Source organism: Sinorhizobium sp. KGO-5 (genome assembly GCF_036245905.1).
In the GTDB taxonomy this organism is placed as follows: Bacteria; Pseudomonadota; Alphaproteobacteria; order Rhizobiales; family Rhizobiaceae; genus Sinorhizobium; species Sinorhizobium meliloti_A.
The window spans coordinates 301,147-326,824 of sequence record NZ_BDIZ01000006.1 but is presented as its reverse complement, the minus strand read 5'-3'; the positions used below and the strand labels follow the sequence as shown (position 1 = coordinate 326,824).

19 protein-coding genes and 8 pseudogenes are annotated in these 25,678 nt (G+C 60.0%); 13 read left to right on the top strand and 14 right to left on the bottom strand.

Translation table 11 applies throughout. From position 1 onward, the window contains the following. Nucleotides 1–435: 435 nt before the first annotated feature. The 10 genes from BHD07_RS23985 to BHD07_RS23940 form a co-directional block, all read right to left on the bottom strand. The gene (locus tag BHD07_RS23985; RefSeq protein WP_338283388.1) at nucleotides 436–1,581 is read right to left on the bottom strand and encodes an alpha-hydroxy acid oxidase; all 1,146 of its coding nucleotides are present in this window, start codon (nucleotides 1,579–1,581) and stop codon (nucleotides 436–438) included. A 1-nt stretch (nucleotide 1,582) separates the two neighbouring features. Next, on the bottom strand, nucleotides 1,583–2,803 hold the full coding sequence (locus BHD07_RS23980; protein WP_338283460.1) for a hypothetical protein: 1,221 nt from the start codon (nucleotides 2,801–2,803) through the stop codon (nucleotides 1,583–1,585). 112 nt (nucleotides 2,804–2,915) lie between these two features. Further along, nucleotides 2,916–3,647: a histidine utilization repressor gene (hutC, locus tag BHD07_RS23975; protein ID WP_338283387.1), complete on the bottom strand. Its 732-nt coding sequence runs from the start codon at nucleotides 3,645–3,647 to the stop codon at nucleotides 2,916–2,918. A gap of 54 nt (nucleotides 3,648–3,701) precedes the next feature. Then, nucleotides 3,702–4,715 carry a zinc-dependent alcohol dehydrogenase gene (locus BHD07_RS23970; protein ID WP_338283386.1) on the bottom strand — a complete coding sequence of 338 codons (1,014 nt, stop codon included), beginning with the start codon at nucleotides 4,713–4,715 and terminating at the stop codon, nucleotides 3,702–3,704. 3 nt (nucleotides 4,716–4,718) lie between these two features. After that, nucleotides 4,719–6,047 carry a histidinol dehydrogenase gene (gene hisD / locus BHD07_RS23965; protein ID WP_324763981.1) on the bottom strand — a complete coding sequence of 443 codons (1,329 nt, stop codon included), beginning with the start codon at nucleotides 6,045–6,047 and terminating at the stop codon, nucleotides 4,719–4,721. A gap of 39 nt (nucleotides 6,048–6,086) precedes the next feature. After that, entirely contained in the window at nucleotides 6,087–6,887 is an 801-nt protein-coding gene (locus tag BHD07_RS23960; protein ID WP_324763982.1) for an ABC transporter permease, read from the bottom strand. After that, on the bottom strand, nucleotides 6,884–7,828 hold the full coding sequence (locus tag BHD07_RS23955) for an ABC transporter permease (protein WP_338283385.1): 945 nt from the start codon (nucleotides 7,826–7,828) through the stop codon (nucleotides 6,884–6,886). The genes BHD07_RS23960 and BHD07_RS23955 overlap by 4 nt, the downstream gene beginning before the upstream one ends. Nucleotides 7,829–7,896: 68 nt before the next feature. Continuing rightward, nucleotides 7,897–9,012 (bottom strand): ABC transporter substrate-binding protein, encoded by a 1,116-nt coding sequence (locus tag BHD07_RS23950; RefSeq protein ID WP_248449160.1) that lies wholly within the window; start codon nucleotides 9,010–9,012, stop codon nucleotides 7,897–7,899. A gap of 33 nt (nucleotides 9,013–9,045) precedes the next feature. Next, the gene (locus BHD07_RS23945; RefSeq protein ID WP_338283384.1) at nucleotides 9,046–10,179 is read right to left on the bottom strand and encodes an ABC transporter ATP-binding protein; all 1,134 of its coding nucleotides are present in this window, start codon (nucleotides 10,177–10,179) and stop codon (nucleotides 9,046–9,048) included. A 305-nt stretch (nucleotides 10,180–10,484) separates the two neighbouring features. Beyond that, a complete protein-coding gene (locus BHD07_RS23940; protein WP_338283383.1) occupies nucleotides 10,485–11,252 on the bottom strand; it encodes an SDR family NAD(P)-dependent oxidoreductase in 768 nt (255 codons plus the stop codon). 128 nt (nucleotides 11,253–11,380) lie between these two features. Between BHD07_RS23940 and BHD07_RS23935 the strand changes: the two genes are divergently transcribed. The 4 genes and pseudogenes from BHD07_RS23935 to BHD07_RS23920 all read left to right on the top strand — a co-directional run bounded on the left by BHD07_RS23935 (nucleotide 11,381) and on the right by BHD07_RS23920 (nucleotide 15,909). Further along, nucleotides 11,381–12,493, top strand: a complete 1,113-nt coding sequence (locus BHD07_RS23935; RefSeq protein WP_338283381.1) for a histidinol-phosphate transaminase — start codon at nucleotides 11,381–11,383, stop codon at nucleotides 12,491–12,493. 469 nt (nucleotides 12,494–12,962) lie between these two features. Then, nucleotides 12,963–13,547, top strand: coding sequence for a tyrosine phosphatase family protein (locus BHD07_RS23930; protein WP_338283379.1), 585 nt, complete (start codon nucleotides 12,963–12,965; stop codon nucleotides 13,545–13,547). Between the two features lie 32 nt (nucleotides 13,548–13,579). Continuing rightward, a pseudogene (locus BHD07_RS23925) lies at nucleotides 13,580–13,732 on the top strand (IS21 family transposase); the annotation flags it as partial. Between the two features lie 1,139 nt (nucleotides 13,733–14,871). Next, nucleotides 14,872–15,909 carry a calcium-binding protein gene (locus BHD07_RS23920; protein ID WP_338283378.1) on the top strand — a complete coding sequence of 346 codons (1,038 nt, stop codon included), beginning with the start codon at nucleotides 14,872–14,874 and terminating at the stop codon, nucleotides 15,907–15,909. A gap of 323 nt (nucleotides 15,910–16,232) precedes the next feature. On the opposite strand, the pseudogene BHD07_RS23915 reads toward BHD07_RS23920, so the two are convergent. Both BHD07_RS23915 and BHD07_RS23910 read right to left on the bottom strand, forming a co-directional pair. Beyond that, nucleotides 16,233–16,420 (bottom strand): annotated as a pseudogene (locus BHD07_RS23915) (hypothetical protein); the annotation flags it as partial. A 57-nt stretch (nucleotides 16,421–16,477) separates the two neighbouring features. Then, nucleotides 16,478–16,915: a VOC family protein gene (locus BHD07_RS23910; protein ID WP_338283377.1), complete on the bottom strand. Its 438-nt coding sequence runs from the start codon at nucleotides 16,913–16,915 to the stop codon at nucleotides 16,478–16,480. A gap of 1,028 nt (nucleotides 16,916–17,943) precedes the next feature. Here BHD07_RS23910 and BHD07_RS23905 point away from each other — a divergent pair. Then, nucleotides 17,944–18,726: a helix-turn-helix transcriptional regulator gene (locus BHD07_RS23905; protein ID WP_338283376.1), complete on the top strand. Its 783-nt coding sequence runs from the start codon at nucleotides 17,944–17,946 to the stop codon at nucleotides 18,724–18,726. A gap of 86 nt (nucleotides 18,727–18,812) precedes the next feature. Here the strand turns inward: BHD07_RS23905 and BHD07_RS23900 are convergent. Next, nucleotides 18,813–18,916 (bottom strand): annotated as a pseudogene (locus BHD07_RS23900) (LuxR C-terminal-related transcriptional regulator); the annotation flags it as partial. A 292-nt stretch (nucleotides 18,917–19,208) separates the two neighbouring features. On the opposite strand from BHD07_RS23900, the pseudogene BHD07_RS23895 reads away from it, so the two are divergent. The 5 genes and pseudogenes from BHD07_RS23895 to BHD07_RS23875 all read left to right on the top strand — a co-directional run. Then, a pseudogene (locus BHD07_RS23895) lies at nucleotides 19,209–19,373 on the top strand (sigma 54-interacting transcriptional regulator); the annotation flags it as partial. Nucleotides 19,374–19,993: 620 nt separating this feature from the next. Further along, nucleotides 19,994–20,512: pseudogene (locus BHD07_RS23890) on the top strand (IS110 family transposase); the annotation flags it as partial. A gap of 812 nt (nucleotides 20,513–21,324) precedes the next feature. After that, entirely contained in the window at nucleotides 21,325–22,242 is a 918-nt protein-coding gene (locus BHD07_RS23885) for a nucleotidyltransferase and HEPN domain-containing protein (RefSeq protein WP_338283459.1), read from the top strand. Nucleotides 22,243–22,329: 87 nt separating this feature from the next. Continuing rightward, on the top strand, nucleotides 22,330–23,628 hold the full coding sequence (locus tag BHD07_RS23880; protein ID WP_338283375.1) for a capsular polysaccharide export protein, LipB/KpsS family: 1,299 nt from the start codon (nucleotides 22,330–22,332) through the stop codon (nucleotides 23,626–23,628). Nucleotides 23,629–23,633: 5 nt separating this feature from the next. Continuing rightward, nucleotides 23,634–23,726: pseudogene (locus BHD07_RS23875) on the top strand (ABC transporter permease); the annotation flags it as partial. 254 nt (nucleotides 23,727–23,980) lie between these two features. On the opposite strand, the pseudogene BHD07_RS23870 reads toward BHD07_RS23875, so the two are convergent. Further along, a pseudogene (locus BHD07_RS23870) lies at nucleotides 23,981–24,206 on the bottom strand (IS630 family transposase); the annotation flags it as partial. Nucleotides 24,207–24,438: 232 nt separating this feature from the next. On the opposite strand from BHD07_RS23870, the pseudogene BHD07_RS23865 reads away from it, so the two are divergent. The 3 genes and pseudogenes from BHD07_RS23865 to tnpB form a co-directional block, all read left to right on the top strand. Continuing rightward, nucleotides 24,439–24,841: pseudogene (locus BHD07_RS23865) on the top strand (transposase); the annotation flags it as partial. 79 nt (nucleotides 24,842–24,920) lie between these two features. Continuing rightward, nucleotides 24,921–25,316 carry an IS66-like element accessory protein TnpA gene (gene tnpA, locus BHD07_RS23860; RefSeq protein ID WP_338283374.1) on the top strand — a complete coding sequence of 132 codons (396 nt, stop codon included), beginning with the start codon at nucleotides 24,921–24,923 and terminating at the stop codon, nucleotides 25,314–25,316. Further along, nucleotides 25,313–25,660, top strand: coding sequence for an IS66 family insertion sequence element accessory protein TnpB (gene tnpB / locus BHD07_RS23855; RefSeq protein ID WP_027997154.1), 348 nt, complete (start codon nucleotides 25,313–25,315; stop codon nucleotides 25,658–25,660). The genes tnpA and tnpB overlap by 4 nt, the downstream gene beginning before the upstream one ends. The last annotated feature ends 18 nt before the right edge of the window (nucleotides 25,661–25,678 follow it).

Here is a 25,678-nt window from a genome sequence, read left to right as displayed (position 1 = left end):
TCCCACGCCCGATACTCGCCCCCACCTGAAATGATCATCGAGGAAGGGCTCCGCCGTAGTTGCGAAGCCGCTGAGCTCCTCACCAAGAGGTTGGTTTTTGTGTCAGTCTGGGCCCGCGCGAAGGACCTGCTCCGCAAGATCGGGGTTTTCCCGGATGGGCACCTGCTACGTCCTTGCAGGGCGGTCTCGCTACAGCGATGACGATGTGGCTACGTTCCTAGAAAATTGGACACAGTCTCTACCAGTTTTGCTGGGGGGAACGGCTTTTCTAGCATAATGCCGTTCGGGACACTTCTGGACGCCCAAGCTTAGAAAGCCGTGTCCCGGCGACACGCGCGTCCCCCTAACCGGTAGGTGAATCCAGCACTGCTGAACGCATCTTCAATTTCCACCAGCATCAGCGTTTCGTCGCCGGCAAGCTGCGCAGCTCTCCCATCATAATGTCGAGACGGCTTCCGCGCCGAGAGCCTTGAGCTGCTCGATGGAGGCAATCCCCATCAATGCAAGGCTGATCGCAATCTCCCGCTCGAGGATGGCGATCACCTCGGCCACGCCCGCCTGCCCGGCGGCCGAGAGGCCATAGGTATAAGCTCGGCCAAGCATCACGCCGTCTGCGCCGAGTGCGATCGCCTTGATGACGTCCGCGCCCCGGAGGATACCGCCGTCAAGCATAAGGCAGAAGTCGGTTCCCACGGCGGCGCGAATGCTCGGCAGGGCGCGGATCGTGCTCGGGGCACCGTCGAGTTGACGTCCGCCGTGGTTGGAAATCACCACCCCATCGCAACCGAGATCGCGAGCGCGTACGGCATCCGCGGGCGTGAGAACGCCTTTAATTACGAGCTTGCCCGTCCAGCGTTCGCGTAGCGAGGCGATGTCCCTCCACGACAGCGTCTTGTCAATTCGGCGCGAGAGATTGGCCGCCTGCTCAAACGCGCCGCGACCGAATTCCGGCCGGTGCTCAATAGCCCTAACCGACGGCATGCCGGCAAGGGCCACCTGTGCGAGCCAGCGCGGCTTCAGCGCGAGGCGGGCGAAGAGGTCCGGCGTCACCCGCGTCAGCGATCGGAAGCCGTTTCGCACATCCCGTTCGCGAATGCCCGTAATGGCTGTGTCCACCGTTACGAACAGGGTATCGACGCCGGCCTGTTCTGCCGCTTGGAGCAATTCCTCGCATAGCGAGCGATCCTCCAGCACATAGAGCTGGAAATGCAGCGGCCCTTCCGTGACGGTGCGAAGGTCGGCTAGTGAAGCGATGGAAAAGGTTGAAAGGCAGAAGGGGATGCCCGCGGCATGCGCCGCCTGCACGGCCTTGACCTCGCCCTTGCCGGAATAGAGGCCGAGGAAGCCGACCGGCCCGAGCATGAACGGCAGGGGATGACGTTTCCCGAGATAAGCCGTGGAAAGGTCCTGCGGTTGCGGCTCGACTAGCACGTTCTGGCGCAGGGTTATGCGGGAGAAGTCCGAGCGATTCGCCCGCATCGTCTCCTCCTCGAAGGAGCCACCGTCTATATAGTCGAAGAAGATCTTCGGCAGCCGCCGTCGGGCGAGATCGCGAAAGTCGTGGATGTTGACCAGCGCCATGTCAGCCGTTGTCCGGATCGATTGTGTCGATGAATCTTGAAATTAAATCGTCTCCCGCAGCCGGCTCGCTTCCGGCCATCACCGCGACGGAGAAGCCTATCAGGGAGGAAATCGCGTTATGAGTCGTTGCGCCGGCCCGCAGGTTCATCACCAGCGTCGGGCAGAGGAAAAGGCCAAGCCGGATGACCCGGCGCCAGTCGGCCGGAAGCATGCCCCGCGCCTTCAGTTCGTGGAGCAGTGGACGCCATAGTGCCTCTGCCTTCACGTCGAGAAGCGCCCGCCTGGCGGGACTTGGCATGAAGTCGGTCGTGACGCGGAGCAGACTACCATCGAGCATTACGCTGGCCGTGTAGTGCTCAGCCGCCATGGCAGGATCGTAGAGCCACAGCGGATGGGCGAGGGTGTTATGAAAGGTCGTCTTCACTTCGGCGAGCAATGTCGGGATGTTCTCGCCGGCAAAGGCGGGATCGAAAAAAGACAAGCGTGCCCTGTCATCGCGCTCCTCGTACCAGACATTCGCGTTGTGGGCATCGCCATGCGCGACCACTCCTCCGGCATCGGTCAGCCGCAAGGGGTTCAACCGCTCATGCGCGGCATCGAAGAGGGCACCGAGGCTGTCGCGGTATTCGATGCCGTTCACCACAAAACGACAGCGCGAAAGCGTCTCCCAATCGATCGTCAGGTTTGGAAAGGTAAACTCCTTGCCGACATAAAAGCTCGCCATTCGCCCGCCCGGATAGGTACCTGCCGACGGGTCGATGAGCCGTTCGTAAAAAAGCCGGTGGATCGGCTCGGCCGCAACCTCCCCCGCGTTCACCGGATGCAGCGTATCGAGATAGACCTGAAGCACGGCTTCGCTCAGCCTGCGTTCGGCCTCAACAGCCCTTTCTCTCGCGGCAGCATCGTCATTCAGATCCAGCGTTCGCAGCACATCGGAAAAACGCGGGTCAGTGCGTCGGCGATAGACGAGGATCTGTTCGCCCGGAAGAGTCGACATCAGCAATGGCTGATCTACGGGAAGTCCGGCGCGGGCCAGGATGTCGGCGCGGTAATATTCGCCGCTCATGGCCTCCTCGCCTTCTTCCTGATGGAACTTGAAAAAGAACGCGCCATCTTCGGTATCGAAGAATCCATTGAGGGAATTGAGACTATACTGGTCGTGATTGATCGCGACGTTCTTTGCCTCGATCCTGAAAAGGTCTCGCAGCAGCTCGGCCAGCAACTGTTCCGCCATGCCGTCTCTGGCTTTGGCGATTTTCCTGATTTGCGCGGTGCGGCTCGTGGCCTGGCTCATAGCGTTCTTTCCGAATGGGTCTTTTGGATAGGAACGGCGGTCACTTGCCGCCGTGCAGATAGCGGCTGCCGAGCGAATAACGGCTGCCGACATAGGTGAAGGTATTCACAGTTGCGACGACCGGACCTGTCCAGGTCTTGCGGTGCAGGACCAGGCAGCAGTCACCCGGGCGAATGTTCAGCAGGCGAGCCTGGTCAGCACTGGCCGGCAGAGCGCTGATGAGGTGCTCCACCTCGGTCAGCGGCGTTGCATTCTGCAGGTAGTCATAAGTGGCGACTGCGGCAAAGTCCTGGTCGACATAGCCGGAAACGAGGTTGGGATTGACGTAGCGCTCCTCGAGTTGGACCGGCAGGTCGTTCTCGAAATGAATGACGACAGAATGGTCGACGGGCTTCACTGCATCAAACTCGAAGGCGAGCAGAAGCTCTGGTTCCGGTCGTGCTATGCGCTCGAGCACGAACACCTCGGCCCGGTGCCGGCTACCGCGTGCTCTGATCTCGGCGATGATGTTGCTGATCTCGATCAACGTCGACTGGGGCCGCGGCGGAGCGACAAAGGTGCCGACGCCCTGAATGCGGCGCAGATGCCCCTCCGAAGTGAGCTCCCGCAGCGCCCGGTGAACGGTCATACGGGACACGCCGAGTGCCAAGACGAGCTCGTTTTCGGACGGAAGCCGGCTGTTGCGGGCCCACTTGCCGCTGCCGATGTTGCTAAGGACGAAGTCCTTCACCTTGGCGTAGAGCGGCGATGCAGAATCTGAAAGCGTATTCATGGTTCACTGCCTCCACCGCCGCCTCGGCATCCGGAATGACATGGCGGACCGGACTTAGCCCGCCACCTCGATGATCGTCTTGAGCGCCTTGCTGTCGCCCCGCAGCAGCCTTTCGTAAGCCTCGGGCACATCGTCGAGCGCCGGCAGCACCTCGATGAAACGTCGCAGCGCGGGTGCGAGATCGACCAGTAACCCGACGCTCTCGCGCAACTCGTCTGCAAAGGCATGGCAGCCGACGAGTGACATCTCCCTCTCCACTAGGATGTTCGGGTCGAAATCGAGCCTGCCGTGGCCAATGCCGACGAGCGCCAGCGCTCCGCCAGCTGACAGGATGTCGAGAGCCCGGGCGATCGCCTGAATGCTGCCGGTGGCATCCAGCGCATAGCGCACCCTTGCGCCGGAAAGTGCTTCTTCGATCACCGCCCTGTCGAGAGCAACGACCGCGCCACCAGTCACATCGGCGACAAGAGCGGCTTTGTCGGCGTTCAGATCGGCCAGGAGCAGCGGACCGGCGTGCAACCGGGAGAGAAGAAGGGCGCTCAACCCGCCGATCGTGCCGCAGCCGATGACGAGAACCGGTTCGCCTGCCGGAATGGCGAGGCGACGCACGGCATGCAAGGCGACCGCCATCGGTTCGGCCATAGCGGCAATATGGGGCGAAAGCCCAGGATCGTGGCGCACGACCAGTCGGGCTGGCAATTGCACCGCCTCGGCAAAGCCACCGTCACAGATCTCGCCGACGAAACCCAAGGCCTCGCAGACATTTTTGCGGCCGCTCGTGCAAGCCGGGCAGGTGCCGCACCACATGCGCGAGTCCGCAGAGACGACGTCTCCCCGCACCACGTGGCTGACGCCCTCTCCGATCGCATTCACGCGACCGCAAAATTCATGGCCTGCCGTCGAGGGCCGGCGCGAGATCCATTGGCCGGTTCGGTAGTTGTGAAGGTCGGAACCGCAGATGCCAGCAGCCCTTACTTCAAGGTTGACGAAGCCTGGCGGCGGAGCCGACAGTTCGGCGACCTCCTCCACCCGCAAGTCCTTGGCGTCGTAGAGCCGCACAGCCTTCATGGTTCAGGCGCCCTGCTTCAGATAGCGATCGCGCACCGGCGATACGGCAAGCGCATGCGAGGAGAAACCCTCGTAGATCGCCAGATTGTGGGAATGCTTGGCGAATTCCGGATAGGCCGGTGCCGTGACATAGCCGATCGAGCTGCGCTTGACGAAATCACTGACCGACAGCGGGCCGAACGTTCGGGCCCAGCGGCTGGTCGGCAATACGGCGTTCGGCCCAAGCGAAAAGTTGGCGATGCTGACCGGAGTATGGGGACCCATCAGGATTTCGGACGCTTCAGTGATGTGGCCGAGATGAATGAAGGGCTCTTCCGAGAGAAGCTCCAGATGCTCCGGCGCATAGGCGTTTACGAACTCGTAGCTTTCCTCGATGGACGACGTGAGAACGATGCCGCCGGTCTTTCCGCTCAGCACGGCCGTTGAGAACGCGACGCGCTGTTCGGTCATCTTCGCCCAGTGTTCTGGAAGGGCTGCGAGCGCCTCCTCGGCGACGCGGCGGCTGTGGGTAACGAGATAGGCGGAGGAATCCGGGCCATGTTCCGCCTCGATCAGCAGGTCGAGCGCGGCAAGACCACCATGGACCGTATCATCGGCGAGGATCATCACTTCGGACGGACCGGCAGGAAGACCAGTATCGATGACGCCGGAGAGCAAGCGCTTGGCGGCGACCACCCACGGGCTGCCGGGACCGACGATCTTCAGCGCCGGCTTGATGGTTTCGGTGCCATAGGCGACGGCAGCAACGGCCTGCGCGCCGCCCACCTTGTAGACGGTTTCGACACCGGCCAGGCGTGCGGCAACCAGCGTCGCAGCATCGACGGAACCGTCCGGTGCCGGCGGTGTGACGATGGCCAGATTGGAGACGCCCGCAACAACGGCCGGGACCGATGTCATCATAGTCACCGACGGGAAAGAACCTTTGCCGCGCGGCACGTAGAGCGCGACCGACTGAATGGGCGTAAAGCGGTCTCCGGCAAATGCGCCGGGACGGATCTCCTTCAGCCACATGGCTTCAGGCTTCTGCTCCTCATGGAATTTGCGGATGTTGTCTATGCCGAATTGAACGGATTCGATCACGCTTGCATCAACCAGCTTGAAGGCCGCATCGAACTCGGCCGCGGTAACCTTCAGATTGGCTTCCGTGACATCGGCCTTGTCGAGTTCGCGGCCAAATCGTGCAAGCGCCTTGTCACCCTCGGTGCGGACGGCTTCCAGGATCGGCGCGACCTTCTCGATGAAGGTCGATATGTCGGTTTCCGAACGGCGCAGCAGGGCGGCCTTTTCTTCGAGGTTCAGCTTGGAGTATTCGTAGAAAGAGACGTTGGTCATCGTCTTGTCCTTGTATCTAGCCCTCGCAGGGCCGAAGGGTCATTTCGATTTCAGGAAGATGTCGAGACCGACGAGCCGGTCGAGCAGCGCGATCGCAACACCCGCGCAGGCGATGAACACCACGGAGATGGCGGCCAGGTCGGGCGTGATGATCGAGCGGATGGAATTGTAGATCTGCACCGGCAGCGTCACGCTTCGAGCATCCACCAGCAGGAGGCTGACCAGAAACTCGTTGAGCGCGAGGATGAACATCAGCAGCGATCCCGTGATCACGCCCGGCAGGACCGCCGGCAGCGTGATATAGAGGAAGCGTTGCAGCGGCGGCGCTCCGCAATTGGCCGCAGCCAGTTCCAGGTCGGGCGACAGATTGCTGGCACTGGCCGTCACAGCCCAGACCATGAAGGGCAGGTTAATGACGGCGCAGGCGATACCCACCGGCCACAACCGCCCGAGAACGCCTATGTTGCCGAGTACCAGCATCATGCCGATGCCGGAACCGATCAGCGGGATGGTGAACGGCAACAGCAGATAGATCTGGATCGATCGAGCAAACCGCACCCGATATTTGGCCAACGCGATGCCGGCGAGCGTGCCGACCGGGATCGAGACCACGGTGCATATCGTGGCGACGATCAGCGAACGCAGGAAAGCCTGCCTGAGGTCACTTGCCTGGGCGATCGCCCCGTACCATTTCAGCGATAGGCCGTCCGGCGGAAAGGTGATGATGTTTCCGGCCGTAAACGAGGCTCCGAGCACCACGACAGTGGGCGCAGACAACATCACAAGCGCAGTCGCAACGAAAGCCCATAGAACGAAGGATTTACTCTTGCTGCCCGTCATTTACGGCCTCCTGTCATTGCGAGCGTGCCTGCGCCGAATACCATGAACACGACGCCGACGAGCATGGACCCGACCGCAACGAGCATCATTGACAGCGTAGCACCCATGCCCTGGTCGGAGGTGCGGAAGAACTGGTCGTAGATCGCGTTGGCGATAAAGTCCTGCGTGCCGCCGCCGAGGATGGCGGGGATAGCGAAGTCGGTGAGCGACAGTGTCATCACGACTAGGCCGGCCCCCACGAGCCCCGGTCGGGAAAGCGGCAGAACGATGTGGCGAAAAGTGCGGGTCCAGCCCGCGCCGAGCGAGGCCGCTGCCGCCTCGAGGTCGCTGGGGATCGCGGTCAGAGCCGGTGCGAGCATCAGCACCGCAAAAGGCAGCATGTACTGAATGAGGCCGAACAGTACCGCAGGGTAATTGTAGAGCAGCCGTATCGGCGGGACGCCTACGAGACCGAGCGCCTCGTTGACCATGCCCTGATTGCCGAGAATGATGAGCCAGCCATAGGCGCGCACAACCTGTCCGATGAAGAAGGGCAAAAACAACGCAACCAGCAGAAACTTGCGAAGCGTGGACGAGGGCGTGCGCACCATGAGATAAGCATATGGAAACGCGAACACCAGCGTGATCACGGTCACGATCATCGAACCAATCAGGCTACGGCCTGCCACGGTCGCAAAGAAGCTCTCGGTCAGAACACGCTGATAATTGGCGAGCGTATAGCTCTCCGACATCAGGAAGGTATTGGTATCGAGCGTTCTCAGGCTCGTGTCGCCAATCTGGACGAGGCCGAGCACAAGCAGCCCCACGAGCACAATCGAGGGCATCAGCATGAGGTAGGGTAAGCCTCGCTGGAAGCTCGAGGGCCAGACGAAAGCCGCAAGGCGTTCGAGCATATCCATGACGCGCCACGTCAAGGGATATGCGGCACGGGAAGCGCGCATGGCATCGATCCTGTTTCACGAGAGAATGTTGCCCGCCGTGAGAAGGGACGCGGCGGGCACACAAGGCATCAGCCCTGCATGATTTCCTTGAACTTGGCGAACCACTGGCTCTCGTTCTCGACCTGTACCTTGGACGAAATACGGATCAGGTGTTTGAAGTCCTCTTCCGTGGTCGGGTAGGACGGATCGCCCACGAGATCGGCCGGCGGCGTGATGCCGGGAATGACGCCGGGAAGGCCGAGACCGTCGAGCCAGATCTGTTGTGCTTCCTTGGTCAGGGCGTGATTGATGTACTTCTTGGCCCAGTAAAGCTCATTTTCGGGCAGACCTTTCGGGATCCAAAGGCCGTCGGTGTCGAACTTTGCGCCTTCCTCCGGCACAACCCAGGCGATCTCGATGCCGTTCTTCTTGGCTTCGCGCGCATTGGTCGAGATGGTGCAGGCGGCGTCGATCTCGCCCTTCTGGAACCAGGTGGTAAAATCCGGGTCCTCGCCGAGCAGCGGCTGCTGCTCCTTGATCTTCGAAATGAAATCCCAGGCCGGCTGCATGTTGGCGGGAATGTCCTCGAGCTTACCGCCGCCGGCGACCTGGGCCGGGAAGTGGAAGCCGATGCCGTCGTTATACAGCGCGATACGACCTTTGAGCTTGGGGTCGAGCAGATCCTTCCAGGACTTTGGTGCGCCGTTCGGGAAGGCCGACGGGCGATAGGCGAGCACGTAAACATAGCCGTAGGTATTGACGATCGGATAGCCGTCGAGACCGACCGGCTTGGCAAGATCCGTGGCGTTCTTGAGATTCGGCAGGTCCGACAGGTCCTCGGTGACCCCGCGCAGCGCCGACTTTGTCGCGTTCGTGGTCGTATCCCAGTTGATGTGGATCGGCGGGACACGCTTCTGGGCAACAGCGGCCCAGACCTTCGGCTGGATCTCGTTGTCCTCGGTCAGGTCGTGACGGACGGCAATCCCGGTCATCTTGGTAAAGCTGTCGGACACGCCAGCCTTGAGCGCATCGACCCAGCTGCCGCCCCAGGCGCGAACGATGATCTCGGCCGGCTTTTCCGGTTCTTGGGCAAAGGCGCGACTGGCGCCGAGCGTCGAGAGACCCGCCGAGGCGCCAGCCGCGGCGATCGACGCAAGCAACGTCCGGCGGCGGATCTGCGCGGACAGGAATTTTTCATGCGGCATTAGACATTCTCCTCTGGCTGGACCTTCTCGGGGTCATTTTTGAAAGACATGCATATCCCTGGCATTCCAGCCGAGACGAACCTCGTCGCCCGGACCGAACTGCAAGTGAGATTCTGGATCGTGGTCGAAGACCCGCATCAGCACGCCGGCCAGCCTCGGAACCTGAATTTCGTAAACGACGCGTTCGCCTTCGAAAATGCAATCGACGACCTGGCCGTCGACCACCGTTTCGAGTCCCTCGAGTGGCCTGTCCTTCGGCGCGATGCGGATCTGTTCCGCACGAACCGCGCCGCTGCAGGATATGCCGGTCGCAAGGGCAGCATCGGCAGGGATCCCGACGAGACGCACACCGTTGGCTTCGAACACGGCTCGCGCTGAAGTAAGTTCGACAACGTTGCCTTCAATGAAATTGGTCACGCCGATGAAGTTTGCGACGAAAGCATTCGACGGCGCGCGATACGCATCGACCGGCCGGGCCTTTTGCTGAATGGAACCGCCATTCATGACGATGACCTCGTCGGAAACCACCAGCGCCTCTCGCTGGTCATGAGTGACATTGATCGTGGTGACGCCGAGCTCTTTTTGGATGCGGCGGAACTCGAGCTGCATCTCCTCGCGCAGCTTGCGATCGAGCGCAGCAAGCGGTTCGTCAAGCAGAAGCAGGTCCGGCTCGAACACCAACGCACGGGCGATAGCGACACGCTGCTGCTGACCGCCGGACAACTCATTGATCCGCCGGCCGCCATAGCCCCCGAGGCGCACGAGATCGAGATAGCGCGCGACCTTTTCCGGGATCGTGCGGGCGTCATGGCGTCGCATCTTGAGCGGAAAGGCGACGTTTTCGGCCGCAGTCATATGAGGAAAAAGCGCGAGCTTTTGGAACACCATACCGATGGCGCGCTTGTGCGCCGGCACGGCACTGACCGGCCGCCCATTGATGAAGATCTCACCGTGGGTCGGCCGGTCGAAGCCGGCGATCATGCGCAGCAGTGTCGTCTTACCGGATCCGGACGGGCCGAGAATGGTCAGGAACCGCCCCTTCGGGAGGTCGAATGAGGCATTCCTGACAGCGTGAACATCGCCGAAAGCCATGCCGACGTCCTTGACGGAAACAGCGACCGGATTGACGGATCCGGGCGGACGGAGACCAGCAGCAACAACGCCCATCAAATTCCCCTGTCTTGCTCCGACCGATGAAACCGCGGCGAAGCTTTATTCTATTGGCCCGGCGGGAAGGCACTCGACGAGCCTTTACGTCTAGTTGTCTATACATATCAGTACAAGTGTCGTCAACCGGCATTGCGCATTTTTTGCACTGCAATTCTACATGCCAATTATTTGTGCAGATGCGAAAGGAAGGCGCAATGCCGCTGACAGTTTGGCTAGCGACGGACAGAATGACAAGCAGTCAAGACGGGTCCGTCGTACGGTTTGCACCCCACACGGAGCATTCATGCAGGCTCGCGCACGGATCAGATGGAGGCGAGATAGCCGCCGTCGACAGGAATACAATGCCCCGTTATATAGGCAGCCGCATCGCTGCAGAGGAAAACCGCGACACCGCCGATGTCACTCTCCTTGCCGAAGCGTCGCTGAGGGATTTTTTCCAGCATGCGGGATTGCCAGTCCTCGTCCTCGTAGAAGCCCTCAGTCATGGCGGTGCGGAAATAGCCGGGCGCTATGGCGTTGACCCGGATGTTGTGCGCTGCCCACTCGGTCGCCAGGGCACGCGTTACGCCGAGTAGGCCGGACTTGGAGGCGCCGTAGGGTACCGCCGTCGGAATGCCGACATAGGATGTCAGGGAGCAGAGATTGACAATCGCTCCGCCGTTTGCGTCCGCCATGATCCGGCCCGCCGCCTGGGCACAGAAGAAGGCGCCCTTCAGATTGGTCGAGACGATCGCTTCCCAGAGCGCCTCGTCCACATCGAAGGAAGGCCGGACATTCTCGAACCCGGCATTATTGACCAGGATGTCGAGACCGCCCAAACCCTCAGCCGCTGCTCTCGTGACGCTTGCGCAAGCCTCAACGTCGCGAACGTCCTGGGCAAGCGCCACCGCGCGGCTGCCGGCCTTTTCGATCAGTGCCCGGGTCTCAGCCAAGCCCTCTACCGTTCGCGCGGTCACCGCCACGTGCGCACCGGCCTCGGCCAGAGCGAAAGCGATAGACTGCCCTATGCCGCGGCTTGCTCCCGTAACGAGGGCGCGGCGGCCGGAAAGGTCGAAGATCGGGCGGGTCATGACGGCTCCTGTCCTGGTTCCAACCTGGATGACATCATTATCTCGACAACATGTCTATACATATATACAGATCATGAATCCCGGCTTATGAATAGCGCATAGCAAGGGTACCTCATGGAGACGGTAAAATGGCAAACCCATCAACCCCCATACGGAAAGAAATCCGCTCGATCGCCCCCTATAATGCCGGACTGACGCTCGAAGAGGTGCGGTCGAAGTATCATGTCGACGAAGTCGCCAAGCTCGGCTCCAACGAGAACCCTCTCGGCCCCTCGCCCGCCTTGCGTGGGCTTTTTCCCGACATCGGCGAACTAGCCCGGCTCTATCCCGATCCGCAGGGCCGCGCGCTCTGCGCCCGCCTGGCTGCCAGCTTCGATGTCGAGAACAATCAGGTTATCCTCGGCAACGGCTCGGAAGATCTGATCGCCGTGATTTGCCGCTCCGTGGTGCGCGCGGGCGACACTGTGGTAACGCTCTATCCATCCTTCCCCCTGCATGAAGACTATACGACCCTGATGGGCGGAAAAGTCGATCGCGTCACCGTTGCACCGGACCTCACCGTCGACATGGACGCCGTTCTCGCCGCAATTGCCCGCAAGCCTCGCATGCTGATGTTCTCGAACCCAATGAACCCGGTCGGCTCATGGCTGACACCGCTCCAACTGGAAAAGTTTATCGCCGCGCTCGATCCGGAAACGCTCATCGTGGTGGACGAGGCGTATGCGGAATATGCAGCCGGAGACGACTATCCAAGTGCGGCCGACATGCTGAAGGTGACGGGCTTGAACTGGGTCGTGCTACGTACCTTCTCGAAAGCCTACGGACTGGCAGGCCTGCGCATCGGCTATGGTATTGTCAGCGACGGCAGCCTTTGCGATTTTTTCAATCGTGCGCGCACTCCGTTCAACACCAATGCGATCGCCCAGGTATCCGCCCTCACCGCCTTTGATGATACCGATCACCTTCACCGTTCTGTCGAGCTTGCTCTGGTCGAACGCGAACGAATGAAGACAGAGCTCGCGACGATGGGCTACCGGATTGCACCGTCGAAATGCAATTTTCTGTTCTTCGACGCACGCACAGATGCAACCCGGTTGGCCGAAGCACTGCTCCGGCAAGGCGTCATCGTCAAACCCTGGAAACAACCCGGCTTCGAGACCTATATTCGCGTCAGCATCGGCTCGCCTGCGGAAAACGATCACTTCATCAACGCGTTGAAGAAGGCTGAGGCCGCCGGGTGAGGCAGGCGTAAAGCGGACGGCAAGCACAGATGGTCGTCCGGATAAGTGATTGGAACCTTTACTGGCTTTCGCTCATGCCGCACTTCGAGTGCGGTGCATTCAACCTCCCTGCCCTATCTCCGCGCGGCCAGTTAGCGTTTCTTGAGCGTGGCCGCGGCGAGTTTTGGCTGGCAGTTCTGATCGCTGCAGCGCGGCGACATGCCGAGGGAAGGCTGGCCACACCCTGCACCGCCTGAAATGGCGCGCGTTTCGGGCGGAGCATTCCCGCCAAGTCCGGTTCTTATTTCTAAACGTCGCCGTGACATTGAGGACCGACAGGTCCGGCCGGACTGATTCGCAAAACAGATCGGGGTGAGTATTTGGATCCCGCCTATCGCGGCCGCCCAAACCGATGTATGTGAAATTCGTTAGCTTGTCGCTCAGGAGCGCGATGGCGCTGATAGACCGCAGAAAACGGGATTGAACGGATATGGATGTCATTTTCACACCGGAGTTGACAGTTTGCGGGATTGAGGAACTGCCGGGCCAGAGCACACGCAACGTCACCCATGTCCTGTCCCTGATCGATCCCGAGTATCCGGAGTTGGACGCCTTCCAGACCTACGGCAAACACCAGCGCACCACGCTACGCTTCCACGACATCATTGCGGAGGCGCCTGGGCGTGTGACGCCCAATCCGGACCATGTGGCAGAGATCCTCCGCTTCGGAACGGATTTTCAGTCAAGGCAGGATGCAAATGGCTCAAGCCATCTGCTCGTCCATTGCCATATGGGCGTGTCACGCTCGACGGCCGCCATGCTGTCACTGATGGCGCAGGCGAACCCGGATGAGTCTGCCGAGGACCTGTTTGCCCGTTTGATCGTGATCCGGCCGCAAGCGTGGCCGAATTCGCAGATGATCCGTTTCGCCGACGAGCAACTTGGACGCAAGGGCGACCTGACAACAGCGCTCGGCCGCCATTATGGCCGGCAAATCAAAAGCCGACCGCAGTTCACCGAGTGGATGACAACGCTGGGTCGACAGGCCGAGTTGCAAATGGCGGTTCTGAACTGACCGCACATGCGCGGCCACTGGGAACAAGTTTGGGGTTGGAAGGAGCTTTCCTGCGGTTTGGCGGTGTTCCCCGTGAGGTACTGCTGGATCATGCCAAGCCGCTGGTTGAGTACTACGACGCAGCTACGCGGGAGGTGCGCTTCAATGCGCGGCTATCTGCCTCACAGAGCCTGCGCGGAACGACGAAAACGAGCTCCAGCCTGTTTGCGAAAGCAGTGAACCTGCCCCCTCCCCGCAGCACCGTGATGACCTGGGATGCAGCAGCTGGCCCGCCAGGGCCATGGCAAGTGATGAGCGTACCAGGCGCCGACGCTTCAGCGTCGAAGCCAGTTCGCGCGCAACTTGACCGGTTAACAGCGCAGCCGCAGGAGGCTTAGTATAGCGCCGCCCGAAGGGCGGAAGCCGGGACCGACTGCGCCCGGCAAGTTGCTCCGTCTCCACCGAGCTTATCGGCTGGCCTTTCCGTTCAATAGGCGCTGCCTGAAATAGCTATGAACAGGACTCGAGCATGGCCAAACTCACCCATGGATGGCCATGACCGAGAGGCCAATCGCGGCTTGCCGAGCGCACCAACGCCGTTGATTGGCAGATAGGCAGCAAGGCCCGCCTTTGCCGACGCAAAGACGTTCTGCGTTCGCGGGATGAGGTGTCTGGCGCGGCAAGTTCAATTGCCCTGCCAGGCAGGCGAAGTGCAAGCGTGGCGCGGCCCGCGGAACGCTTGCGGCTAAACGACATCGATATGCAGCGGCAGCAATTCTCGACACCTCTGCATTTCGGGATAAAGACGTAATTTGGAGGCTCGCGATGAAGACCGCGTTCCTTGGCGGCAATCGCTGCGACGGTTTGTGGTGAATGGGAAAGGCTCCGATGAGGACCGACAAGCTCATCCGAAGCGAGCTGAGAGTGAGCGATCCCTCAGATCCGGATCAAGTGCGAAAGAGCAGGCTGACGGACGACCAAGAAGACCAACACATGCCGGTCGGCAGACACCCCTGCAGGTCGTCAGGCCGAAAGTGCGGTCGCTCCTTCAGAAGTCGCAATAGTGACTGGCGCCATCGTTTGAGTCCCAGGTGTCCATCCTGGCGCATCGCGATGTTCGATCGGGCCCGCGCTGGGAGTTGCCTGAAAGACAGCTTCGCTTCAGGAGGTTTGAGCTGACCGAGAAATGATCTTCCGGCAAGATTGCCCATCTGGTCTGCACTTCGGCGTCCCGCAATCCTAGGCCCATCAATCACGAAAGCGCCGCAATCGGTTCACCGGCCATTCAGCTTCGCTGCCCGATGATCAGCTATTGATTTCAACGGCTTCTGTGAAAGGTCCAGCAATGGCTGCGCGCATCTACGGAACGAACTACGCAGACATCATCAAGCAGAACGGCTATATCGCGGTCGAGATCTACGCCTATGACGGCGACGACGACATCTACCTGAACCGGACAGACAGCTACGGCGGATACAATTTCGTCGATGCGGGTTACGGCAATGACCTCGTGGTGAACTCCTTCGAAGGCGGCAACGACATCTATCTGGGCGGCGGCAACGATCTCTACATTGCCGACATCCGTGCACGTGATGCGAGCTCCCACGACATCGTCTATGGCGGCAGTGGCAACGACCGCTTCGAGATCGAAGGCTACGCCAGCGACTATTACGGCGAAAGTGGCAACGACACCTTCCTCTCCGTCGGCTTCAACAACTACTTCAACGGCGGCAGCGGCATCGACACGATCAGCTACCAATTCCAGGACACCTGGAGCTCGGAACGTGGCAGAGGGGTCACCATCGACCTTGGCTACCAGTACGCAACCACCGCGACCGGTCGCCGCGAAGACCTGATCAGCATCGAAAACGCCACCGGCACGAATTACGGCCATGACGACATAACTGGTAGCGCCGCTGCCAACACGCTGCGCGGGCTCGGCGGCGACGATATTCTCGAGGGACTCGGCGGCAACGATTTCCTGGATGGGGGCGCCGGCGCCGACGATCTCTATGGCGGCTCGGGCGCCGACATCCTGCGCGGCGGCAGCGGCTTCGACTATCTGGCAGGCGGCACCGGGACGGACACATTCGATTTCAACGCGATCGGGGAAACGGCGGTCGGCAGCAGCCGCGACGTAATCACCGACTTCCGCCGGGCCGAATACGACGTCATCGACCTTTCAACGATCGACGCCGATACGACCTGGAGCGGAAATCAGAGCTTTACCTATGTCGGCAGCAACGCCTTCTCGGGCGAGGCCGGAGAGCTCAATTTCCGCTCGGGGATCATCTCGGGCGACGTCAATGGCGACGGCTACGCCGATTTCCAGATCAGGGTGAACGGCGTCACGAGCCTGCGCGTCGACGATTTCTTCCTTTGATCGCAGGCCGAAATGGTAACTCAGCGACAAATCAGGCTGGCGCGGTGCAATGATCAACTCCCGCGCCGATTTTCACCAAACCGTTTGTGCGAAACAGCCTCTGAGGTGGAAGTGAGCCGTCCTCCGGACTGGGAAAGCGGCACAAATCCGGAAATTAGGTAGCAAATGCGAACGCCAAAACTCAGATTGTGGAGCCGACAGGAGGCTCGAATGGCTGAATTAATCAAAGCATTATACGCCGAAGGCTGCAAGCTTGCGCTTTTAGGCGATGAGGATGCCCGACCAACCTGTCGAAGAGTTCGATCGAGGGCCGCAAGGTGGCTTCAACGGCATGCAGGCCTCGCCTGACAGTCCCTTTGAAAAACGTCAGTGGCTGATACATCGCAGCAGAAGACCGCCCAAGGCGTCATGGCTTCTTGCACGTCGATCCGGGCCTCGTGATCGCGGACGGGTGCTGCCATCGTGTCATCCAGCCGAGGGTCCGCTCGACGCCCCAGCGTCGCGCCAGAACATTTCCGGACGCGCTCGCTGACACTGGTTACTCTTCGCCCTTTGTCTTCGTCTGCGCTTAGCTGAGTTCTTGGGCGAGCCCGATGAGAAGCCCTTCAGGCCCTCGGATGTAGCAGAGCCGATACGCTTCTTTATACTGGACTACTTCGCCCACGAGCTGCGCGCCGCGCGTGCGGAGCTTTTCAAGCGTCTCGTCGATGTCGTCCACGGCGAACATGACGCGGAGGTAGCCTAAGGCGTTAACCGGTGCGTTCCGGTGATCTGCGACGACAGGGGGCGTGAGGAAGCAGGAGAGCTCGAGCCGGTTGTGGCCGTGCGGCGTGCGCATCATGGCAATCTCGACACGCTGATGGCCCAGTCCGGTGATACGTCCGGCCCATTCTCCCTCGATCGTGGTCCGCCCTTCGAGCTCGAGCCCGAGTTCGAGAAAGAAATCAATCGTCTCTCCGAGGTCTTCAACGACGATTCCAACGTTGTCCATCCGCTTGAGCGCCATGTTTCCAATCTCCAAGGTGTAGTTCTAGTCTTAGTCTAACTACAGGGTGTCGCCTGGCCTTACAACGCATGCTTGAGGTGCCCAACACCGGCAGTGGCCATCCGGGCTGTCCGCATCAGAAGCTTGACTCATGGATCGCCTTGAACTGCCACCCTGTTTTCAAACGGCCTCTGAGGCTCGAGTTGAGCGTCTGTGCCACCGCGGAGGCGGTGAAAAGGTCGAGATGTGCACCGCCTTTGTTCTTGAACACGGTGATCTGGTCGGCGTCGGTGCGATGAAAAGGAGATTATCGCGTGCAAAATCAAACATGGTGTCGCTGTAATGGGACTTCCGCTGTGAGGGACGGCACATAAGGAGATGCGCCAGTCGGGCGAACTTTTAGCAGAGTATGAGGTCAAGCACGATCTTCCGAGCCTCGGTCGCAGGACGATGCTCGTGAGCGCGCACCGGCTGGTCCACCCCGACGGTAACAGCCGCACCTTGCTTCTCTCCATGTGGATGCCACGGCGCGCCGGGAGCGCGAGGCACAGAACGACATTCTTGCCGGCGAACACTGGCACCGAATGAAGAACCTGCGCGCTCTGGTACAGATGATGCGCGCCAAACCTCCGTCGAGGTCGCTCGGCCGAGGAATACCGCGACGGTTTCCTTGGACGGTTCAATACGCTCGTACGATTCCGTCCAAGGCGAGGGGGATAAGCAAATCGCTCCTCAGGCGCTGTACCCTGATTGCCGACGATCTGAGCTAGTCCATTTTGAGTAGAAATGAACGGCCCGATAACTTTCGAAACTGGGCGATAATGACAATGGTGGTCGATAGTTGTATCTATAAAATGCAATTATCGCCAAGTATTGGGTCGCGGCACTAGCGGTCTACTGAACGTTAAATTACTATAATTGTTGCCATCATCTGAATTATTGCAATAAGCAATTCGATAGCGCATCTAGAGCTATGCTCGATGGCATTTTTACATATTTAGGTTGAGGTCAATATTACCTAATAAATAGTTAGCTACAAGGAGGGGTAAATGCGAATAAACTCGACCTTGAGCAATTCTGAAGATAACAAAAAGGTATCGTCGAAGAAGAGCAAGATTGTAATGCTCGCGAAATCCGACCTGCTCGCCGAATGTCTGACGCAGGCGATCAGCGTGCATTTTCAAGGTCAGGACGTTATAAGCCTTTCCGATGCCGACCGTCTCCTGGACTGCGATCTTATCGACGTAAGCCTGGTCTTGCTCTATCGCCTGCCGGTGGCAGCATTTCCATCGATACTGAGGACGATCCAGGAGTACCATCCGAGGGCCGCGATCGGTCTCATGGTGCAGAATGGGGACGAGCTCGACTCGTCGATCGCGGGATTTGTCAACGCAGGTTTGATTCACGGCGTGCTGCCCCTGAATCTCAATCTCGACGTATGCCTTACCGCCATCGAGCTTTTGATGAAGGGCGGTGAGCATTTTCCCGCCGCGTTGCTTCGGCGCCAGGCGCCGAGAGGGTCCGCAGAGTGCGGCCTTGTCGCGCAAAAGCAGGCGTCTTCGGAAGACAGCGATCTGGAACGCAAGACCGACTTTGGCGAAGGCCTTCTGACGATGCGCGAGATGCAGATTCTCGATCTCATCTGTATTGGCACGCAGAACAAAAACATCGCCGATCGTCTCGGGCTTTCCGAAAATACTGTCAAAGTGCATATCCGCAACATCTATAGAAAGATGAATGTTCACAACCGGACGGAGGCGGCGTCGCGCCACTTCCGGAGTAACGCTGATCACGCTCCGCACCGCTCAGGCGGCGGACGTGAATTTCGGTAACGTCCTACGCGTTCCCAATCGAACTCAAATCGCCAAAGATCTCGGAAAATGACGTTCGGCCTTCGCGAAGATCGAAGTGCCGGTCTCCCAGCCGCGGCGGCCTCCTGGCGGTTCCTGACTGCAGGCTTCGAAACAGTGCTGCCCTGTGGATCTTCACGGTGCCTTCGCCGAGTTTCAGCTTGCGGGCGATCGCATCAAAACCAAGAGCTGACCGAAACGAGAAAAAAATGCCGCCCATTTATTTGGACGCATCTCTCTCCTCTGCGCCGAATATGAGCCTTCGGTGAACTTCAGCAGGAGCAACATCCAAGCCGATCGTCGCCGCTCCAGTTTATGCTAACCCTGAGGTCATCTTTTTCTGACCTTCCACCCAACGGTCAAGAAGCGTGTTGCGGGCAGCCCGTGCGTGGCGAAGCCGCGACAGGCTGGGCCGGTCGGGATGACGCGTCGCGCCCAGCGCCGTCAACGTATCGTCCACACAGCCCCGCTCTCGTTGTTTGCTATCCCCGATCAACTGCGGTGCCGTCTCGCCCGATATGATCGAGAGCGAGCTCTTCGGCCACTTGAAAGGCGCATGCAGCGAGTGTCGGCTCGTCCCATGCGATTTCCCGTCGGGATGCCGACGAACTCCTCAAAGACGGTCCTGATGCCGGTCAGCGCATCGCCGGGCAGCACCGGAGCGAGACCTGCTTCGTCTGACCACGACTTCTCAAACCACGACGGAGTGACCCACACAACGACCGGCCTCTCCTCGCATACCTTAGGCCGTAAGAGGTGATGGCCTCCAAACCGATTTGTTGGTTGCAACTCCGTCATCGAAGTGCGGGGTGCCAATCTTGGCGCCGATCTGATCGATGTGGCCGGAGCCAAGAAATCGAAAACCGGACTGCTGGCTGGGAGAAGTCACCGCCTATCTTGCCTCATACAGCCTGCCGCGGAACGACGAAACCGAGCTCCAGCCTGTTTGCGAGAGCAGTGAACCTGCCCCCTCCCCGCAGCACCGTGATGACCTGGGATGCTGCAGCTGGCCCGCCAGGGCCATGGCCAAGTGAAATGAGCGTACCAGGCGCAGACGCTTCAGCGTCGAAGCCAGTTCGCGCGCAACTTGACCGGTTAACAGCGCAGCCGCAGGAGGCTTAGCATAGATGGGGTAATCGGCTTCGTGCCCCATCTTCGCCGACCAGAAGGAAGGTGCTGCGCTCCGAGCTGATGATAAAACGTGGCCTGTTCGTAACAGCCACAAGCATCAGAAAGAGGAAGCGCAGCCATGCAACATTACGCCGGCCTCGACGTCTCTGTCAAAGAAACGAGCGTCTGTATTGTCGATGCAAGCGGAAGGACCTGCCAAGAGAAAAAGGTGGTATCTCACCCGGAAGATTTAGTCACTATCCTGAGCAATCCCGCACTCAGCTTGGAGCGTATTGGCCTGGAGGCGGGACCAATGTCCCAATGGCTTTTCGACGGACTGGCGAAGGCCGGCCTCCCCGTATTCTGCATCGAGACGCGTCATACGAAGGGCTTCCTAAAAGCTTCGCGAACGAACAAAAGTGACCGCAACGACGCTCGGGGCATTGCGCACATGATGCGGGTCGGTCTTTTCAAGAATGTGCACGTGAAGACGCTCACAAGCCAGAAGCGTCGTGCCCTGCTGACGGCTCGCTCGCTGCTGCAGGAAAAGGCGATCGCGCTCGAGAACGATATGGGTGGGCTCCTGCGCGACTTCGGGCTTAAGGTCGGCGTGGTGTCTGCAGGGACGTTCGAGGAGATGCATCGAATGTGCGTAGACGGGACAGAGAATTCCGGTGGACGCGGGAAGCGGCCGGCCCCATGCCCGTGTAAGAAAGTTGGGTCTCACGAAATCAGGGAAAGCATATTCAAAGTTCCGCCTCGCGGCGGAAGACGTCCTTCGCGGACGATGGTGATGTGAGTTCGTGCGCGGCGCTATACCGATGATGACACGTCATCAGGTTGCAGCATAGATTGGACCACTTCATCTACTGAACCCCATGGTGGGAGGGCTGATTGCCGATCCCGGAGAGAAGCACGGACCGCGAAGAAACGTCGAACGCCGCACCAAGTGGAAAGCTCGAAAAGCACTTGACCTCGACCCGCCGATTAGAGAAGCGCCGCCCGAAGGGCGGAAGCCGGGACCGACTGCGCCCGGCAAGTTGCTCCGCTTGGCGTCCAGGTCTACCCCGTCTACGCTGCACTAACAACTTGCAATGTCTGCAATGATCGTAGCGGCCGACATGCGTTCCTACTTGTTCAAGGCGCGAAGACGATCCGGCGATCGCCACGCTTCTAAGCTTCAGTTCGGGGCGCCAAATGATGCGTCCATTCGGCGCAACGCCCGAGGCTGAATTGACAGTTCCTGCCCCCTTTCCTTCATAAGGAGACCTCCGAGAACAGCATCGCTTAACACCGCAAACCGCCAACGGCTGCATTCAGCCTCTCGCGCGGCGGCCACCGCAGATCGCCGGGTATCGCGTGATCAACAGGAATTTACGGGTATGCACAAGACCGACTGCGATCTACCATGGCAGTGATTCAGTCAGTGGATTCAAGGGAATGGCCGAAGAGAAAAACGCACAGTCATCGATGAGATCGAGCCTTGAGCACCTGCCGGAGAAGAAGCAGCGGGAGCTCGCTCGTATCGTCGAAGTCATTCACGAGGAATTCGAAGACGCGCTGAAGGGCGGGACGAGCAATTTCAAGAAACGCGGTCGTCTTCTCAAAATCATTCTGTATGGCTCTTACGCCCGCGGTACTTGGGTCGACGAACCGCACACGAGGAAGGGCTACAAATCCGATTACGATCTTTTGGTCGTGGTCAACGACCGGCGGCTGACGGATTTTGCTACCTACTGGTCAAAGGCTGAGGACCGGCTGATGCATCTGTCGGACGTTCAGACGCCGGTAAGCCTCATTGTCCATTCGCGTCGGGAGGTGAATACGGCCTTATACGAAGGGCAACCCTTCTTCGTTGACATCCGCCGCGATGGCGTCGCGATCTACGAGTTGGACGACACGCCACTCGCAGAGCCCAAGCCACAAACGCCAACCGAGGCCTACCGACTAGCCAAAGAGCATTTCGACGATCGGCTGCCTCATGCCAGGGTATTTATAAAAACGGCAGCCTTTTGCGTCGGCGAGAATGATTTGAAGGAGGCGGCCTTCTTGCTACATCAATCGATTGAACAAGCCTATGCCGCTCTGTTGCTTGTTTTGACGAACTATAGCCCTGCTTCCCATAATCTGAAGCATTTGCGCGGCCTCGCAGACGGGCAAGACCGACGCATCGCAGAGGTATGGCCTCGCGATCATCAGCGCCATATTGGCTGGTTCAACATTCTAAACGAGGCCTATGTAAAAGCACGCTATTCGAAGCATTTCGAGATAAGCGAGGAGGCGCTTAGCTGGCTGCTCGAGCGAACCGAACACCTCCTCAGCCTTGTCGAGATGATTTGCACCGAACGACTCGGAGAGCTTGAACGGGCGACCGTCCGAGACCAATAATTTGTGACAATTGGTAAGCGCTTGAGACTGGCGGATCGACCGCAGGGTGTGTAGATAGCAGTCTGCTTTTTCGGATCCAAGGCGCCGATGGCGGTAACGCGACGACAAAGGGAAGATTTCGCAACTATTCCCTCCGCTCCCACACTGGAGCCGGTGACGACCTTTGCCGTCCAGATCATCGGATGGAAGAGAGAGTCTTTCGAGCGATATTTCCCCGACAGGCACTTCCGCTTTCTCCCCATGAATGTCGGCGAGCGCGAATTCGAGCGCGTCTGGAAGCCGCGGATCCTGGCCGAGAAGGACGCCGAATTTCTCGCCTGGGGGCCGGAGCTGCCGGGCCCAGTGGAGGCTCTGGCAAAAGCGCGGAATATTCCCGTCACTTTCATTGAGGACGGTTTCCTTCGCTCGGCCCGGCCGAGCGCCAGCCGCACGCCTCCGCTCTCCTTGGCGCTCGACGGCAGGGCGCTTTATTTCGATTGCCGGCATGCCTCCGACCTCGAGGTGCTGCTGAAGACCTATGACTTCGAAGCTGATGCGGCACTGATGGAGCGTGCGCGCGCTGGCATCGCGCTTCTCATCGAAAGCGGCATTAGCAAATATAACGGCGCGCGCCGGCGCACCGCCGAGGAGGTCTATGGCGAGAAGACGCGCAGGCGGGTGCTGGTCGTCGGCCAGGTGGAGGACGATGCTTCGATCCGCTACGGCTGCCTCAGCCGCATGACCAACAACGACCTGGTGCGGCTCGCGGCTTCAGAGCAAGCGGACGCCCAGATCCTCTACAAGCCGCATCCGGACGTGCTGAGCCGCGCCCGCCCGGCAAGGTCCGACCCCACCGAAGTGGCACATCTTTGCGAACTCGTGACCGAGAGCCTGCCGCTGGCCGAGGCGATGCGCACCGTCGACCACGTCTATACGATCACCTCGCTTGGCGGCTTTGAGGCGCTCCTGCGCGGCATCAGGGTTACGACCGCCGGCTGTCCCTTCTACTCCGGATGGGGCTTAACGGATGACCGCCAGCCGAACCCGCGCCGCGGGCGATGCCTGAGCATCGAAGCGCTTTTCGCTGGCGCCTATCTGCTTTATCCTCGCTATTTCGATCCCGAGACTGGAGCGCAAACCTCATTCGAAGCAACCGTGGCCGCGATCAGAAGACAGCTCGACTCGCCGCAGGGCCTTGGCCCGCCGCGGCCGCAATGGCGCGCCTGGGGGCCTTACGGCCTTTTCGGTTGGCGCCATCTGCTGACCGCCTTCGTCACGCCGGTGATCCGCAAGATTGGCAGTGATCGCGATGTCGAAGACTTCAGGGCCGACCCGATCCGCTTCTTCCGCAGCCTATCTGAGCGGAAGTACCGGATCATCGGCCGCATACTCTATCCGTTCGGGTGACTGACATGGGCGATCTCGCCACCCATTTCCGCGTCGTCGGCGCCCTTCTGGTTCACGAAATGGCGACGCGCTTCGGCTCGAAGCCCGGCGGCTATGTCTAGGCGCTGCTCGACTCGACGGCCCACATCCTGCGTACCCCTCCGGTGACGGCCGCCTTGCTAACCTAGGCTGAAAACTGCAAGTCCTAGTGCAAGCACTAGCACTTGTTTTATAACAAAGCAGCTTGTTAAGGTGATTTGTCGGTCGAACGGCGGCGGCGCTGGTCTCGAGAGGACAAGGAGCGACTAGCCGCGGCAACGTTTGAGCCAGGGCCAGTGATCTGGCCTGTGCCTCACGTAACCAGTCAACCAGTCAACCAGTGCTTGATCTTGGCGAAGAGCTTTCCGATCGGGATATTTCGGCAGGGAGAATAGACGGGCGCTGACCTTGCGGACGGCAACGCGGATCTCCTGATCTTTATGGAAGCCGAGATTGTTGAGGATGACGATGTCGCCGATTTTGAGTTCTGGCACCAGAACTTGCTGGACATAGATGTGTCCTTGTCGCTTACCCGAGAACTCAGCTCCGCCTTGAGGGCCTCGGCTTGTTGGTTGTTCCGGTAATGCACGAGCCCATCGTCGGCATATCGAAACCATGGAAGCTCGGATGCATCCGCGTCATTCAGAGATCGTATTATCGTGGCGCCGCGAATTAATGCGGCACTAGGTCCCAAACCTCTTGAGAGTGCCCGCCCCCTCCTCTGGCGCTGACCTGCCACGGGCAATTTCCTCCAGTTTGGGATTAGAGTCCGGCCTATTGAAGGACGGACGCATGAAGAAGCAGAGATTTACGGAAGAGCAGATTATTGCGGTACTGAAGGAGCAGGAGGCTGGCGCGAAGGTGGCGGACCTCTGCCGCAAGCATGGGATTTCGGACGCGACATTTTACAATTGGAAAGCCAAATACGGGGGCATGGAGGTTTCCGAGGCGAAGCGCCTGAAGGCGCTCGAAGAGGAGAACGCCAAGCTGAAGAAGCTGCTCGCCGAGCAGATGCTGGATGGCTGGATGCCGCCGCACTCCGCAAGCTTCTTGCAAAAAAATGGTAGGGCCCGCCGCCAAGCGTGAAGCCGTCGCGCATCTGAAGGCCGTCATCGGCCTCTCGGAGCGGCGGGCCTGCCAGATCATCTCCGCTGACCGGAAGATGGTGCGCTATCGGTCACGCCGACCGTCAGAGGGTACCCCTCCGGTGAGTGCCGTCTTGATGAGGCCGGTTGAAGGCTGCAAGTCCTAGTGCAAACACTAGGAGTAGTCCTATGACAAAGCAGCTTGTTGAGGTGATTACGTCGGTGGAGCGGCGTCGGCGCTGGCCGCGGGAGGAGAAGGAGCGGCTGGTCGCGGCGACATTTGAGCCGGGGGCCCGCGTTTCCGGGATCGCGCGATCGGCCGGCATTCATGTGAGCCAGCTTTTCCGCTGGCGCAAGGAACTCTGCCAGATATCCGCGCCGTCCGTTCCGCATCTCGTTCCGGTGGAGGTGGTCGAGGCATTGCCAGCGCCGCGGACGCCCGCGGAGCCGCCACCGATCTGCCGACCGCGCAACAAGACCAGCCTAGTGACAATCGAGCTTGGTGGTGGCCGTCGCCTGCGCGTCGAGAGCGACGTCGACACCGAAGCCTTGGCCCGCATCCTCGATGTGCTGGAGCGGCGATGATCCCGGTCCCGAGCGGTGTGAAGGTCTGGTTGGCGACGGGCTATACCGACATGCGCAGAGGCTTTCCCGGCCTGTCGCTGATGGTACAGGAGACGTTGAAGCGCGATCCGATGAGCGGCCATCTGTTCGTCTTCCGGGGCCGGAGCGGCGGCCTGATCAAGGTGATCTGGCACGATGGCCAGGGTGCCTGCCTGTTCACAAAGAAGCTCGAGCGCGGTCGCTTCATCTGGCCGTCGGCGGCCGACGGCACGGTGGTGATCACGCCGGCGCAGCTCGGTTATCTGCTTGAAGGCATCGACTGGCGAATGCCGCAAAAAACCTGGCGTCCGACGTCGGCGGGATGAGCAAAACCGCTGGCATGG

Coding starts and splice junctions, on each gene's coding strand:
- BHD07_RS23985 (WP_338283388.1), bottom strand. CDS start 1,581: ATGGCGCTGGTCAACATCCACGACTTTCGCGATCTCGCCCGACGGCGG.
- hutC (WP_338283387.1), bottom strand. CDS start 3,647: ATGAATACGCTTTCAGATTCTGCATCGCCGCTCTACGCCAAGGTGAAG.
- BHD07_RS23970 (WP_338283386.1), bottom strand. CDS start 4,715: ATGAAGGCTGTGCGGCTCTACGACGCCAAGGACTTGCGGGTGGAGGAG.
- hisD (WP_324763981.1), bottom strand. CDS start 6,047: ATGACCAACGTCTCTTTCTACGAATACTCCAAGCTGAACCTCGAAGAA.
- BHD07_RS23960 (WP_324763982.1), bottom strand. CDS start 6,887: ATGACGGGCAGCAAGAGTAAATCCTTCGTTCTATGGGCTTTCGTTGCG.
- BHD07_RS23955 (WP_338283385.1), bottom strand. CDS start 7,828: ATGCGCGCTTCCCGTGCCGCATATCCCTTGACGTGGCGCGTCATGGAT.
- BHD07_RS23950 (WP_248449160.1), bottom strand. CDS start 9,012: ATGCCGCATGAAAAATTCCTGTCCGCGCAGATCCGCCGCCGGACGTTG.
- BHD07_RS23945 (WP_338283384.1), bottom strand. CDS start 10,179: ATGGGCGTTGTTGCTGCTGGTCTCCGTCCGCCCGGATCCGTCAATCCG.
- BHD07_RS23940 (WP_338283383.1), bottom strand. CDS start 11,252: ATGACCCGCCCGATCTTCGACCTTTCCGGCCGCCGCGCCCTCGTTACG.
- BHD07_RS23935 (WP_338283381.1), top strand. CDS start 11,381: ATGGCAAACCCATCAACCCCCATACGGAAAGAAATCCGCTCGATCGCC.
- BHD07_RS23930 (WP_338283379.1), top strand. CDS start 12,963: ATGGATGTCATTTTCACACCGGAGTTGACAGTTTGCGGGATTGAGGAA.
- BHD07_RS23920 (WP_338283378.1), top strand. CDS start 14,872: ATGGCTGCGCGCATCTACGGAACGAACTACGCAGACATCATCAAGCAG.
- BHD07_RS23910 (WP_338283377.1), bottom strand. CDS start 16,915: ATGGCGCTCAAGCGGATGGACAACGTTGGAATCGTCGTTGAAGACCTC.
- BHD07_RS23905 (WP_338283376.1), top strand. CDS start 17,944: ATGCGAATAAACTCGACCTTGAGCAATTCTGAAGATAACAAAAAGGTA.
- BHD07_RS23885 (WP_338283459.1), top strand. CDS start 21,325: ATGAGATCGAGCCTTGAGCACCTGCCGGAGAAGAAGCAGCGGGAGCTC.
- BHD07_RS23880 (WP_338283375.1), top strand. CDS start 22,330: ATGGCGGTAACGCGACGACAAAGGGAAGATTTCGCAACTATTCCCTCC.
- tnpA (WP_338283374.1), top strand. CDS start 24,921: ATGACAAAGCAGCTTGTTGAGGTGATTACGTCGGTGGAGCGGCGTCGG.
- tnpB (WP_027997154.1), top strand. CDS start 25,313: ATGATCCCGGTCCCGAGCGGTGTGAAGGTCTGGTTGGCGACGGGCTAT.